Origin of the sequence: Micromonospora coriariae (assembly GCF_900091455.1) — a bacterium.
GTDB classification, from domain to species: Bacteria; Actinomycetota; Actinomycetes; order Mycobacteriales; family Micromonosporaceae; genus Micromonospora; species Micromonospora coriariae.
Genome location: NZ_LT607412.1, coordinates 486,216 through 499,688 on the forward strand (window position 1 = coordinate 486,216; position 13,473 = coordinate 499,688).

General features: G+C 70.3%; 12 protein-coding genes. 8 read left to right on the top strand and 4 right to left on the bottom strand.

Translation table 11 applies throughout. The annotated features are described in order from the left end of the window. Nucleotides 1-13: 13 nt before the first annotated feature. Both GA0070607_RS02240 and GA0070607_RS02245 read right to left on the bottom strand, forming a co-directional pair. Nucleotides 14-328 (bottom strand): transcriptional regulator, encoded by a 315-nt coding sequence (locus GA0070607_RS02240; protein WP_089016658.1) that lies wholly within the window; start codon nt 326-328, stop codon nt 14-16. Next, the gene (locus GA0070607_RS02245) at nt 328-720 is read right to left on the bottom strand and encodes a type II toxin-antitoxin system RelE/ParE family toxin (RefSeq protein WP_089016659.1); all 393 of its coding nucleotides are present in this window, start codon (nt 718-720) and stop codon (nt 328-330) included. The genes GA0070607_RS02240 and GA0070607_RS02245 overlap by 1 nt, the downstream gene beginning before the upstream one ends. Nucleotides 721-996: 276 nt before the next feature. Here GA0070607_RS02245 and abc-f point away from each other — a divergent pair, with 276 nt between their 5' ends. After that, nucleotides 997-2,634 carry a ribosomal protection-like ABC-F family protein gene (abc-f, locus tag GA0070607_RS02250; protein WP_089016660.1) on the top strand — a complete coding sequence of 546 codons (1,638 nt, stop codon included), beginning with the start codon at nt 997-999 and terminating at the stop codon, nt 2,632-2,634. A gap of 24 nt (nt 2,635-2,658) precedes the next feature. On the opposite strand, the gene dnaE is transcribed toward abc-f, so the two are convergent. Beyond that, the gene (gene dnaE / locus GA0070607_RS02255; RefSeq protein ID WP_089016661.1) at nt 2,659-6,189 is read right to left on the bottom strand and encodes a DNA polymerase III subunit alpha; all 3,531 of its coding nucleotides are present in this window, start codon (nt 6,187-6,189) and stop codon (nt 2,659-2,661) included. Nucleotides 6,190-6,321: 132 nt separating this feature from the next. On the opposite strand from dnaE, the gene GA0070607_RS02260 reads away from it, so the two are divergent. From GA0070607_RS02260 to GA0070607_RS02290, 7 genes are all read left to right on the top strand, one after another. Beyond that, entirely contained in the window at nt 6,322-6,942 is a 621-nt protein-coding gene (locus GA0070607_RS02260) for an L-threonylcarbamoyladenylate synthase (protein ID WP_089016662.1), read from the top strand. A 177-nt stretch (nt 6,943-7,119) separates the two neighbouring features. Beyond that, nucleotides 7,120-7,461 carry a PadR family transcriptional regulator gene (locus GA0070607_RS02265; RefSeq protein ID WP_089016663.1) on the top strand — a complete coding sequence of 114 codons (342 nt, stop codon included), beginning with the start codon at nt 7,120-7,122 and terminating at the stop codon, nt 7,459-7,461. Further along, nucleotides 7,458-8,405 (top strand): permease prefix domain 1-containing protein, encoded by a 948-nt coding sequence (locus GA0070607_RS02270; RefSeq protein WP_089016664.1) that lies wholly within the window; start codon nt 7,458-7,460, stop codon nt 8,403-8,405. Before GA0070607_RS02265 ends, GA0070607_RS02270 begins: the two co-directional genes overlap by 4 nt. A 131-nt stretch (nt 8,406-8,536) precedes the next feature. Continuing rightward, on the top strand, nt 8,537-9,874 hold the full coding sequence (locus tag GA0070607_RS02275; RefSeq protein ID WP_089021601.1) for a sensor histidine kinase: 1,338 nt from the start codon (nt 8,537-8,539) through the stop codon (nt 9,872-9,874). Further along, on the top strand, nt 9,871-10,590 hold the full coding sequence (locus GA0070607_RS02280) for a response regulator (RefSeq protein WP_089016665.1): 720 nt from the start codon (nt 9,871-9,873) through the stop codon (nt 10,588-10,590). Before GA0070607_RS02275 ends, GA0070607_RS02280 begins: the two co-directional genes overlap by 4 nt. Before the next feature lie 81 nt (nt 10,591-10,671). After that, nucleotides 10,672-11,565 (top strand): ABC transporter ATP-binding protein, encoded by an 894-nt coding sequence (locus tag GA0070607_RS02285; RefSeq protein WP_089016666.1) that lies wholly within the window; start codon nt 10,672-10,674, stop codon nt 11,563-11,565. Continuing rightward, nucleotides 11,562-12,623 (top strand): ABC transporter permease, encoded by a 1,062-nt coding sequence (locus GA0070607_RS02290; RefSeq protein ID WP_089016667.1) that lies wholly within the window; start codon nt 11,562-11,564, stop codon nt 12,621-12,623. The genes GA0070607_RS02285 and GA0070607_RS02290 overlap by 4 nt, the downstream gene beginning before the upstream one ends. Nucleotides 12,624-12,683: 60 nt before the next feature. Here GA0070607_RS02290 and GA0070607_RS02295 read toward each other — a convergent pair whose 3' ends face one another. Then, complete coding sequence (locus tag GA0070607_RS02295) at nt 12,684-13,304, bottom strand: DUF402 domain-containing protein (protein ID WP_231930764.1); 621 nt, start codon at nt 13,302-13,304, stop codon at nt 12,684-12,686. Nucleotides 13,305-13,473 lie beyond the last annotated feature (169 nt).

The window sequence follows — 13,473 nt, forward strand, 5'->3', positions numbered from 1 at the left end:
AAGTGGCTCGTCGTCAGGCGATCTGGCGGAGGTCGTCGCCGTAGTCGAAGATGATCCGCATACGGGCGCCAAGCGCTCGTGCATATCGACTCAGCGTCGCAACCTCGTTGGCCTCTAGATCACCATTCTCGATCTGGCTGACTCGGCCGGGCGTGACACCCATCAGCTCGGCCACCTGCCGCTGGGTCAGGCCCAACCGCTTCCGCTCTTCAGCAAGATGAAACGCGCTGATCCACGCCTCGGTGCGGGCGCGCTCCGCATCGAGTGCTTCATCGCCTCCCTCGTACAGCTCAGCCCGGATGTCTTCCCAGTCATGGAAGTCGCTCATCAGCCCTCCCTCCGTTTCCTCTCGAAGGCAAGCCAGCCCTCGTACGCGGTCTCAGCAACCGGAATCGCTTCCTCGTACCATCGATTCCAATCTCCTGCCTTGTTGCCGGCCACCAACAGCACGGCCTGCGACCACGGATCGAAGACGAACAGCACCCGAATGGCGACGTCGCGTCCAGACCTCGGTCGCAGTTCCTTGAGGTTGCTGATGCTCGATCCTCTGAGCGTGTCGACCAAGGGCCGCCCCAGGCCCGGACCGGTCTCCGCGAGCATGTCGATCGCCACATTGACCGACCGGTACGTCGCGGGGTCGGCCTGACGCAGGGATCGCAACCAGTCACGGACGTCCGTTGTCGTCCTGATCGCCCAGCGACGTGGCGGCTCATGAGACATGGAACAACTATAGCTTTGCCTATACACGGAGCGGTGCGCCCCTTTGCGGTGGCGGGCGGAAGATCCGTTGTTAGACTTTGCGGAGTTGGGTGTCAGCGGTTGACGAGGGAGACCAGACATGGCGGGTGACGACGACATCTCCGGGTGATACCGGACGTGTTCGGCCACCGGTTCGGCGCGCGTTCTGCGCAGCCGCCGTGGCCATGTCGTCGTTCCATCAGTCCCCGGTTCGTCGGGCGGCTTCGGCGCGCCCACCCCACCCTTGAGGTCACTCGCATGTCTGACGCTTTCATTGTCTGCTCGAACCTGTCCTTCTCCTGGCCGGACGACACCCCGGTCTTCTCGGAGCTGTCCTTCACCGTCCCCGGCGGCCGCACCGGCCTGGTCGCGCCCAACGGCGCCGGCAAGAGCACCCTGCTGCGGCTGATCGCCGGGGAGCTGCGGCCCAGCGGCGGCAGCGTCACCGTCGACGGGGTGCTCGGTTACCTCCCGCAGACCCTGCCGCTGGCCGGCGACCTGACCGTGGCCGAGGTGCTGGACGTCGCCGAGCGGATCGCGGCGCTGCACGCCATCGAGGCCGGCGACGCCAGCGAGGAGCACTTCGCGACGATCGGCGACGACTGGGACATCGAGGAGCGCACCCGCGCCGAGCTGGACCGCCTCGGCCTCGGTGACCTGGAACTCGAGCGGCGGTTGCACACCCTCAGCGGCGGCCAGGTGGTCTCCCTCGGCCTGGCGGCGCAGCTGCTCCGTCGCCCCGACGTGCTGCTGCTCGACGAACCGACAAACAACCTGGACCTGGAGGCCCGGCACAAGCTCTACGACGTGTTGTCCGAGTGGACCGGCTGCCTGCTGCTGGTCAGCCACGACCGGGAACTGCTGGACCGGATGGACCGCATCGCCGAGCTGGATCGCGGCGAGATCCGCTGGTACGGCGGCAACTTCACCGCGTACACCGAGGCGGTGCAGGCGGCGCGGGAGGTCGCCGAGAGCAACCTGCGCAACGCCGAGCAGGAGGTCAAGCGGGAGAAGCGGGAGATGCAGCAGGCCCGCGAGCGCGCCGACCGGCGAGCCAGTAACGCCTCGAAGAACCTGAAGAACGCCGGCCTGGCCCGGATCGTCGCCGGAGGGTTGAAGCGCAGTGCGCAGGAGTCGGCGGGCCGGGCGCAGGAGACGCACTCCAACCGGGTCGGTCAGGCCCAGGCCCGCCTCGACGAGGCCGGTCGGGCGGTACGCGACGAGGACCGGATCACCGTGGACCTGTCGGACACCACCGTCCCGGCCGGCCGAACGGTCTTCTCCGGCCAGGGGATGCGCGCTCGCTTCGACGACCGGGAGCTGTTCGGCGGCGACGGCGCCGACCTGGTGATCCGGGGTCCGGAGCGGATCGCGCTCACCGGGGCCAACGGCGTCGGCAAGTCGACCCTGCTGCGCCTCGTCAACGGTGATCTCGAACCGGCCGGCGGCGACATCAAACGGGCCGACGGCCGGATCGCGTACCTGTCGCAGCGGCTGGACCTGCTGGACCTCGACCGTACGGTGGCGGAGAACTTCGCCGCGTACGCGCCGAGCCTGCCGGACGCGCAGCGGATGAACCTGCTGGCCCGGTTCCTGTTCCGGGGCGCCCGGGTGCAGTTGCCGGTCGGGGTGCTCTCCGGCGGCGAGCGGCTGCGCGCCACCCTGGCCTGCGTGCTCTGCGCCGAACCGGCGCCACAACTGCTGCTGCTCGACGAGCCGACCAACAACCTGGACCTGGTCAGCGTCGCCCAGTTGGAGAGCGCGCTGAGCGCGTACCAGGGAGCGTTCGTGGTGGTCAGCCACGACGAGCGGTTCCTCGCCGAGATCGGCGTGCAGCGCTGGCTGCGGCTGGCCGACGGCCAGCTGCGGGAGATCGCGGCCCCCGACCGGGGCTGAGCCCGGCGGCGTCCTGCGGCCCGGTCAGCTCACGTTGGCCGGGCCGAGGACGCTCTTCAGGTCACCCATCAGCGCGGTGGTCGCCGCCACCCGGAACGGACCCAGCCGCAGGGTGGTGGTCCGGCCCCCGTTGAGCAGCTTGACGTGCACCTCGGTGTCGCCGGGGTGCAGCACCAGGGTCTCCTTGAGCCGTTCCACCAGCGGCGGTGTGCACCGGTGCACCGGGATGGTGAGGGTGACCGGCTTGTTGGTGGCGCTGGTGCTGACGTCCGGCATGGACATGTCCATCGCCATGATCCGGGGGGTGTCGTCGCGGCGGTCCACCCGCCCCTTGACCACCACGATGGCGTCCTCGGCGATGTACTGCCCGATCACCTCGTAGGTGTTGGGGAAGAACAGCGTCTCCACCCCGCCGGCCAGGTCCTCCAGGGTCGCCGAGGCCCAGGCCCGCCCCTGCTTGGTGACCCGGCGCTGCACCCCGGAGAGGATGCCGGCGAGGGTGACCACCGCGCCGTCGGGCACCGCGCCGTCCTCGGCGAGCGCGGCGATGGTGGTGTCGGCCGCCGCGCCGAGGACGTGCTCCAGGCCGAACAGCGGGTGGTCCGAGACGTACAGGCCGAGCATCTCGCGCTCGAAGGCCAGCTTGTCCCGCTTCTCCCACTCGCTGTCGCCGATGGTCGGCATCACCGTCGTGCTGCCGGTGTCGGCGTCACCGAAGCCCGCGCCGAACAGGTCGTACTGGCCGACCGCCTCCTTGCGCTTGACGTCGGCGTACGCGTCGATGGCGTCGGCGTGCACCGCGAGCAGGCCCTTGCGCGGGTGCCCGAGCGAGTCGAAGGCGCCCGCCTTGATCAGCGATTCGATCGTCTTCTTGTTGCAGACCACCGCGTCCACCTTGGACAGGAAGTCGTAGAAGTCGGTGTAGTCGCCCTTCTCCGCCCGGCACCGCATGATCGAGGCGACCACGTTCGCGCCGACGTTGCGCACCGCGGCCAGGCCGAAGCGAATGTCCGTGCCGACCGGGGTGAACGGCCCGGCCGAGGTGTTCACGTCCGGCGGCAGCACCTGGATGCGCATCCGGCGACACTCGGACAGATAGAGGGCCATCTTGTCCTTGTCGTCGCCGACGCTGGTCAGCAGTCCCGCCATGTACTCCGCGGGGTAGTGCGCCTTGAGGTACGCGGTCCAGTAGGAGACCAGGCCGTACGCGGCCGAGTGCGCCTTGTTGAAGGCGTATCCGGCGAACGGCACCAGGACGTCCCAGACCGCCTGGATCGCCTCGTCGGAGTAGCCGCGCTCGCGGCAGCCGTCCCGGAACGGGATGAACTCCTTGTCGAGGATCTCCTTCTTCTTCTTGCCCATCGCCCGGCGCAGCAGGTCCGCCTGGCCGAGGGTGTAACCGGCGAGGATCTGCGCCGCGCGCTGCACCTGCTCCTGGTAGACGATCAGGCCGTGGGTGGGCGCCAGGATCTCCCGCAGCGGCTCCTCCAGCTCCGGGTGGATCGGCGTGATCTCCTGGAGGCCGTTCTTGCGCAGCGCGTAGTTGGTGTGCGAGTCGACGCCCATCGGGCCGGGCCGGTACAGGGCCAGGACGGCGGAGATGTCCTCGAAGTTGTCCGGCTTCATCAACCGCAGCAGCGAGCGCATCGGGCCACCGTCGAGCTGGAACACGCCGAGCGTGTCACCGCGGGCCAGCAGCTCGTAGGCGGCCGGGTCGTCCAGCGGCAGGGCCAGCAGGTCGAGCTTCTTGCCGTGGTTGAGCTCGATGTTCTTGACCGCGTCGTCGATGATCGTCAGGTTGCGCAGGCCGAGGAAGTCCATCTTCAGCAGCCCGAGCGACTCGCAGGTCGGGTAGTCGAACTGCGTGATGATCGCCCCGTCGGCGTCGCGGCGCATCAACGGGATGTGCTCGATGATCGGCTCGGCGGACATGATGACGCCGGCGGCGTGCACACCGGTCTGCCGGATCAGCCCCTCGATGCCCTTGGCCGTGTCGATCACCTTGCGCACGTCCGGGTCGGACTCGTACAGGCCCCGGATCTCGCCGGCCTCGGCGTAGCGGGGGTGCTTCGCGTCGAAGATGCCGGTGAGCGGAATGTCCTTGCCCATCACGGCCGGCGGCATGGCCTTGGTGATCCGGTCGCCGACCGCGTACGGGAAACCGAGCACCCGCGCCGAGTCCTTGATCGCGGCCTTCGCCTTGATCGTGCCGAAGGTGGCGATCTGGGCGACCTTGTCCTCGCCCCACTTGTCGGTGACGTACTTGATCACTTCACCGCGCCGGCGCTCGTCGAAGTCGATGTCGACATCGGGCATCGAGACCCGCTCGGGGTTGAGGAACCGCTCGAAGATCAGGCCGTGCTGGATCGGGTCCAGGTCGGTGATGCCCAGGGCGTACGCGACGAGGGAGCCGGCGGCCGACCCTCGGCCCGGGCCCACCGCGATGCCCTGGTTCTTCGCCCACTGGATGAAGTCGGCGACCACGAGGAAGTAGGACGGGAAGCCCATCTGGTTGATGACGCCCAACTCGTACTCGGCCTGGACGACGTGCCCCTCCGGGATCCCGTTCGGGTAGCGGCGGGCCAGGCCGGCGAAGGTCTCCTTACGGAACCAGGACTCCTCGGTCTCCCCCTCCGGAACCGGGAAGCGCGGCATCAGGTTGTGGAACTCGAACATCCCGGTCGGGTCGACCTTCTCGGCGACCAGCAGGGTGTTGCGGCAGCCCTGCTGCCACAGCTCGGACGAGTCGACCGCGCGCATCTGGTCGGCGCTCTTGATGAAGTAGCCGCCGCCCTCGAACCGGAACCGGTTCGGGTCGTCGATGTTGCTGCCGGTCTGCACGCACAGCAGCACGTCGTGCGCGGTGGCCTGCGCCTCGTGCGTGTAGTGCGAGTCGTTTGTGACCACCGGCGGGATGTCGAGCTTGCGGGCGATCTCGGTGAGGCCCTCACGGACCCGGCCCTCGATGGCGAGGCCGTGGTCCATGATTTCCAGGAAGTAGTTGTCCTTACCGAAGATGTCCTGGTAGCTGGCGGCGACCTTGAGCGCCTCGTCGAACTGGCCCAGCCGCAGCCGGGTCTGCACCGCGCCGGAGGGGCAGCCGGTGGTGGCCATGATGCCCTCGGCGTGCTCGGCGATCAGCTCCATGTCCATCCGGGGCCACTTGACGTAGTGCCCCTCCATGGAGGCGCGCGAGTTGAGGGTGAAGAGGTTCTTCAGGCCCTGCGCGTTCTTCGCCCACATGGTCTTGTGGGTGATCGCGCCGTTACCGGAGATGTCGTCGCTCTTCTGTTCCGGCCGACCCCACTTGACCCGCGCCTTGTGATAGCGCGACTCGGGCGCCACGTACGCCTCGACGCCCAGGATCGGGGTGATCCCGGCGGCCATCGCCTGGTTGTAGAAGTCGTTCGCGCCGTGCATGTTGCCGTGGTCGGTGATCGCCACCGCCGGCATGCCCAGCCGGTTGGCCTCGGCGAACAGGTCCTTGAGCCGGGCCGCCCCGTCGAGCATCGAGTACTCGGTGTGCACGTGCAGATGCGCGAACGAATCGGCCATGCGTGGCGCCCCCCGGCGATGTGGATCTTGTTGGTCGGAGCCGACCGGGACCTACCCTACCGAGGTGATCTCGGCGGCTCCACCGTCCGCGCCGAGGGTGGCCCTCGTCTCCCCCACAGCTAGTCTCTGACGATGGCGAGGTACTACGACGTGCACCCGGAGAACCCGCAACCCCGGATCATCGGTCAGGTCGCCGACCTGATCCGCGGCGGTGGGCTGGTCGCCTACCCGACGGATTCCTGCTACGCGCTCGGCATCCAACTGGGCAACCAGGACGGGCTGGACCGGATCCGCCAGATCCGTCACCTCGACGATCGGCACCACTTCACGCTCGTCTGCCGGGACTTCGCGCAGCTGGGCCAGTTCGTCCAGATCAGCAACTCGGTCTTCCGTCTGGTGAAGGCGTCCACCCCGGGTAGCTACACCTTCATCCTGCCGGCCACCCGTGAGGTGCCCCGCCGGATGCTGCACCCCAGGAAACGCACCGTCGGTGTCCGCGTACCCCGGCACACCGTGACCCAGGCGCTGCTGGCCGAGCTGGGCGAGCCGCTGGTGTCGAGCACCCTGGCCCTGCCCGGCGACGACGAGCCGATGACCCAGGGGTGGGAGATCAAGGAACGTCTCGACCACCAGCTCGACGCGGTCGTCGGCGCCGGCGACTGCGGCAAGGAACCGACGACGGTGGTCGACCTGTCCGGCTCCGAGCCGGAGATCCTGCGCCGGGGCGCGGGAGACGTGTCCCGCTTCGAGTAGGCGCGCCGGCCCGGTCCGCGCACCCGCCCCAACCAACCCGCTCCTACCGCCGTTCGGCGCCGGGTGGCTGTCGCGCGCCCACTGGACCAGCCGACCGAGAGATCCCCGCAAGCCGCCAAGCTGGCGCATTGTTATTGGTCTAGACAACACTGTGTGGCACACAGTATGGTGTGACACATGGTTAGCGAGGACGTTCTACGGACGCACCTACAGGAGCTGCGTCGAGGCACCGTCGTGGTAGCCAGCCTGGTCGCGCTGCGCCGACCGGACTACGGCTACGCACTGCTGCAACGGCTCACCGACCACGGCTTCCCGGTGGACGCCAACACGCTCTACCCGCTGCTGCGCCGGCTGGAGGACCAGGGCCTGCTGACCAGCGAGTGGAACACCGAGGAGAGCCGGCCGCGCAAGTTCTACCGGACCAGCGACGAGGGCGAGTCGATGCTGGACCGTCTCCTCGACGACCTCGCCGCCGTGCAGACCTCCATCACCGGGCTGATCCAAGGAGTGGACCGATGAACACCCTGACCGACCGCTACCTCGCCGCCACCCTGCGCTCGGTGCCCACCCAGCGCCGCAACGAGATCGCCAACGAGCTGCGCGCCTCGATCGAGGACATGATCGAGGACCGGGCCGGCGGCGGCCAGGACACCACCACCGCCGAGCGGGAGGTGCTCACCGAGCTGGGCAACCCCGACCTCCTGGCCGCGCAGTACGCCGACCGCCGGTTGCAGCTCATCGGCCCGACGTACTACCTGGTCTGGCTACGGCTGCTGAAACTGCTGCTCAGCTTCATCCCGGCGCTCGTCGGCACGATCGTCGCCATCGTCGACGTGGCGGAGGGCAAGGGCTTCGGGGCCATCGGCACCGGCATCGTCGTCGCCCTCCACGTGACCGTTCATATCGCCTTCTGGCTCACCCTGACCTTCGCCCTCATCGAGCGCTCCCAGCCGACCATGGACCTGCCCGGCTGGACCGTCGACCAGCTGCCCGACGTTCCCGTGCACAAGGACGTCTCCCTCGTCGACACCATCGCGTCGGTGGCCATGCTGGTGCTCACCATCGGCTACCTGCCGTTCCAGCACTACCAGTCCTGGGTGCACGGCAACGACGGCGACAACATTCCGATCCTCGACCCGGCCCTGTGGTCGTTCTGGCTGCCGGCGCTGATCGTGGTACTGGTCGCTACCGTGATCTTCGAGATCGTCAAGTACCGGATCGGGCGCTGGAACTGGGCCCTGTTCGGCACCAAGGCGCTGCTCAACCTGGCGTTCACGGTGCCGGTGCTGTGGTTGGCGCTCTCCGACCGGCTGCTCAACCCGGCCCTGGCCGAGCGCCTGAGCTGGCTGGCGGAGACGGACAACCGGAACACCCTGGGCGCTTTCATCGCCGTGGGCGTGGCCGTGGTCCTGATCTGGGACCTCATCGACACCGCCATCAAGACCCGCCGTCAGACGGCATGAGCAGCAGCCGACCAGGCGGCCCGGTGCGGACCCCGCGCCGGGCCGCCGCCCGTCCGCCGTACCACGGCTCGGCGGTACGGCGCGGGGAGCGGCCGTGGCGGCCGGCCTGGCCGGCGTGGCATCGTTCCGGGATGACCGTGGCACAGCGTGACGAATGGCGTCGCCCGGGCCCGACACCGGAGCAGCGCCGAATCGATCTCTGGCTCGGGCTGGCGGTGACCCTGCTGGCGCTGGTCAGCCTCACTCTGACCCGCAGCGCCGGGGCGTTCCTGCTGGGCCCGCCGCCCTCCTGGCCGGAGCAGCTGCTCTGGACCGTCGCGGTGACCCTGCCGCTGATCTGGCGACGGCGTAGGCCGGCCGCGACTCTGCTGGTCGTCGCGGTGGCGTTCATCGCCGCGCAGGCACGATCGGCCCCGGAGACCCAGTTCTCCTCCTGGGCACTGTTCTGCGCCCTCTACACCCTCGGCGCCTGGGGGCAGGACCATCAACTGGCCCGCCGGCTGCGGATCGGCGTGATCGCCACGATGTTCGCCTGGCTGGGGATCTACTACGCGGTGACCATCGACCACATCCCGCCCGATGCCTTCGCCGACGCGGTCGGTCCGGTGCCACCGGTACTCGCCGCGATGGTCACCGGCGCACTGGTCAACGTGCTGGTCTTCGGATTCGCGTACTTCTTCGGCGAGACCGCCTGGGTGGCCGCGCGGCGCGAGCATGAGCTGCGCGCCCAGGCCGAGGACCTGCGCCGGTCGCAGGCCGAGTCCCGGGAGCGGGCGGTGCTCGGCGAACGGGTCCGGATCGCCCGGGAACTACACGACGTGGTCGCCCACCACGTGTCGGTGATGGGGGTACAGGCGTCCGCCTGCCGCCGGGTGTTCGACCGCGACCCGGGCAAGGCCCGCACGGCGCTGGCCGCCATCGAGCAGAGCGCCCGCACCGCCGTGGACGAGCTGCGCCGAATGCTCGGCGTGCTGCGGACCTCTGCCGGCGCCGACGCCGAGCCGCCGGCGGCCGGCGGCGTCGAACGGATCGGTGAGCTGGTCGAGCGGGCCCGGGCCGCGGGACTGACGGCCACCCTCGGGGTGTACGGCAGCCCGGTTGCGCTGCCCGAATCGGTCTCCCAGGCGGCCTACCGGGTGACGCAGGAAGCGGTGACGAACACGCTGAAGCACGCCGGAGCGGACCTGCTGGACGTGCGGGTCCGGTACCTGGCCCGGGAGATGGAGGTCGACGTGACCGACGACGGACGGGCGGGCGGCACGGCCAACGCCCTGGGGCTGGGTCTGATCGGGATGCGCGAACGGGTCACCGCGCACGACGGCGACCTGGAGGCTGGGCCGCGAGCCGGCGGTGGCTGGCGGGTACGCGCCCGCTTCCCGCTGGCGGCGTCGGCGGACCCACCGGTCGGCACGCAGCGCGAGCCGAGCGAAGGGCACCAGCTGGCAGCCAGCGCGGAGCGTTCGGCATGAGCACCGCACCAACCCACGACGCACCAGACGCCGGCCGGCCGGTCCGGGTCCTGCTCGCCGACGACCAGCACCTCGTCCGCACCGGCTTCCGGGTCATCCTCGAGGTGGAGGACGACATCGAGGTGGTGGGCGAGGCCGCGGACGGCGCACGCGCCGTCACGATGGCCCGGGCCACCGGTCCCGATGTCGTGCTGATGGACGTGGAGATGCCCGGAATGGACGGGCTGGAGGCCACCCGCCTGATCACCGGCGAGGGGCCCGGGGCGCCCGCGGTGCTGATCCTCACCACCTTCGACCGCGACGACTACCTGTTCGCCGCCCTGCGGGCCGGGGCCAGCGGCTTCCTGCTCAAGAACGGCACCCCGGAGGAGCTGGTCGAGGCGATCCGGGTGCTGGCCCGCGGCGACGGCCTGCTCGCCCCGGAGATCACCCGCCGGGTGATCTCCACCTTCGCCCGTCCCGGCGATCCGACCGGCGCCGCCCGCAACGGGCCGGACGCCGAGGCCGCCCTGGCCGAGCTGACCCCGCGCGAACGGGAGGCGCTGGTGCTGCTCGCCGCCGGGGCGAGCAACGCGGAGATCGCGGCGGCGATGCACCTGGGCGAGGCGACGGTGAAGACCCACGTGAGCCGGGTGTTGGCCAAGCTCGGCCTGCGCGACCGGGTGCAAGCGGTCGTCTTCGCGTACGAGAACGGGGTGGTCCGCCCCGGCGGCTGACCGGCATCCGCCGCACGGCGGACCCGCCAGTTCAGCCCCCGGGCGGACGGCGGACCGACGTATTCGATCTAGCGTGGGTGCGTGACCAGAACACTCCGCCTGAACGGCGTCGACCGCAGCTTCGGCGATCGGCAGGTGCTCAAGAGCGTGTCCTTCGAGGTGGCCGCCGGCCGGATGACCGGCTTCGTCGGCGCCAACGGCGCCGGCAAGACCACCACAATGCGGATCATCCTGGGCGTGCTCGCCCCGGACGCCGGCGAGGTGAGTTGGGGTGACGTGCCGCTGACCCGGGAGGACCGGCAGCGGTTCGGCTACATGCCCGAGGAACGCGGCCTCTACCCCAAGATGACCGTACGGGAGCAGGTGACCTACCTGGGCCGGTTGCACGGCCTCGACGCCACCGCCGCCCGGCGCTCCACCGACACCCTGCTGGAGCGGGTCGGGCTGGGCGAGCGCGGCGACGACCTGCTGGAGACGCTGTCGCTGGGCAACCAGCAGCGCGCCCAGATCGCGGCCGCGCTGGTGCACGACCCGGAGGTGCTGGTGCTCGACGAGCCGTTCTCCGGCCTCGACCCCCTCGCCGTGGACACCGTCGTCGCCGTGCTGCGCGAACGCGCCGCCGCCGGGGTGCCGGTGCTCTTCTCCAGCCACCAACTGGACGTGGTGGAGCGGCTCTGCGACGACCTGGTGATCATCGGCGACGGGGTGATCCGCGCCGCCGGTAGCCGGCAGCAGCTGCGCGACTCGTACACCGTGCCCCGCTTCGAGCTGGTGGTGGCCACCGACGCCGGCTGGGTGCGCGACGAGCCCGGCGTGACCCTGGTCGAGCTGGACGGCGCGCGAGCGGTGTTCGACCTGCCGGCCGGCGCCGACGAACAGCCGGTGCTGCGCGCGGCCCTCGCCCGGGGCCCGGTCCGGGCCTTCCGCCCGGTCAGCCCCTCGCTCACCGAGATCTTCCGAGAGGTCACCCAGTGAACGTCATCCAGGCCACCCGGCTGGTCGCCGCCCGCGAGATCCGGGTCAAGCTCCGCGACCGTACCTTCCTGTTCGGCACGCTGTTCTTCCTGCTGATCGCCGCGGCGGGCACCATCCTGCCGCCGTTGCTCTCCGGCGGGCCGCAGAGCGTCGCGGTCACCCAGGAGGCCGCTGGCCCGCTGCGGGCCGCCGGTCTCGAGGTCCGCGTGGTGCCCGACGACCCCGCCGCCGAACAGGCCGTCCGTGACGGCGACGTGGACGCCGCTGTGGTTTCCGGCCCGGCGGTGCTCGCCATGGACGAGGCCCCCGACGAGGTGGTCCGGGCACTGAGCACCGCCCCGCCGGTGCGACTGCTGGATCCGGACGCGGTCGACCCGGTGGTGGCGTTCCTGGTGCCGTTCGTCTTCGCGTTCGTCTTCTTCCTCACCTCGCAGACGTTCGGCCTGCAGATCGCGCAGAGCGTCACCGAAGAGAAGCAGACCCGGATCGTGGAGATCCTGGTCGCGGCCGTACCGGTACGGGCGCTGCTGGCCGGCAAGGTGATCGCCGGCGGCATCCTGGCGCTCGGGCAGATCGCGTTGATCGCCATCGTGGCCGTCGCCGGTATGCAGATAGGCGACAGCGGCGAACTGCTCACCCTGCTCGCCCCGGCGATCGGCTGGTTCGTGCCGTTCTTCCTGCTCGGCTTCGTGCTGCTGGCCGCGATGTGGGCGGCGGCCGGCGCGCTGGTCAACCGGCAGGAGGACATCGCCGGTGCGTCCACGCCGGTGCAGCTCGCCGTCATGCTGCCGTTCTTCGCGGTGATCTTCCTCAACGACAACGCCGCGGCCATGCGGCTGCTGTCCTACCTGCCGTTCTCGTCGCCCACGGCGATGCCCCTGCGGCTGTTCACCGGAGACGCCGCCGTCTGGGAGCCGTTCGTCTCGCTGGCCATCCTGCTGGCCACCGCCGGGGCGTTCGTGGTCGCCGGGGCGCGGATCTATGAGGGGTCGCTGCTGCGGACCAACGGGCGCACCTCGTTGCGCGCCGCCTGGCGGGAGCGGGAAACCATCGGCTGAGCCCGGGTTCGCCCATCCGGGGCGCCGACGTCCTGATCGGACGTCGGCGCCCGTTCGCGCTCACCGGGCGGGCGGCACCTCGTCCCAGCCGACGGGCAACCGGGGCGCCGACCAGGCAGGGGCCGGCCGCCACGCCGCCCACGCCGGATCCCACCAGCGCTGCCCCGCGTCGAGCAGCGCGGCGATCCGGTCGCCCTCGCCCCGGATGGCGTCCGCCATGCCCGGGTAGCGCCCCTCGACGAGGCGCTGCGCGAACATCTCCACGTCCTTCCAGACGTACCGGTCGGCGCCCGCGCCCCACCACAGGTCCAGCTCGTGGTCCAGGGTGTCCACCCCGATCGGGGTACGCCGCAACGGGTCCTGGAGGTTGAAGTACCAGCCGGCGAAGTCGCGCTCCGGCCCGGTCCAGAACACGTCGACCGAGTGCGCCTCGCCGGGGCGGTGCAGCATCAGCTTGCCGTGCCCCTGCCAGGCGCGGTGCCCGGCGACCTCCCACGGGTGCCGCCCACACGGGAAGTCGCCTGCCCCTGGGAAGCCGAAATCGGCCCCCGGCGGCAGGTAGAGGGCGAGCAGGTCAGGCGAGTCCTCGACGCAGATCGTCGGGCAGCCGAACCAGACCTCGCCGAGCAGGATCTCGCGCCGGACAACCGTGTCGCCCGGCGCGAACGCCGTCACCCCCACGGACCAGTTCCCCTCGCTCGACCGACTATCCGCCGGGAAGCGTAGAGGCTCACCGGCGGTACGTCTCGTGGACGCTCCGTCGGCCGGGCGGCAGTGCGAGTCGGAGGTCGGACAGAACGATTCGACGGGACCACCGGTCGTGACCGCCTGCCCTAGGATCCATGGAAAC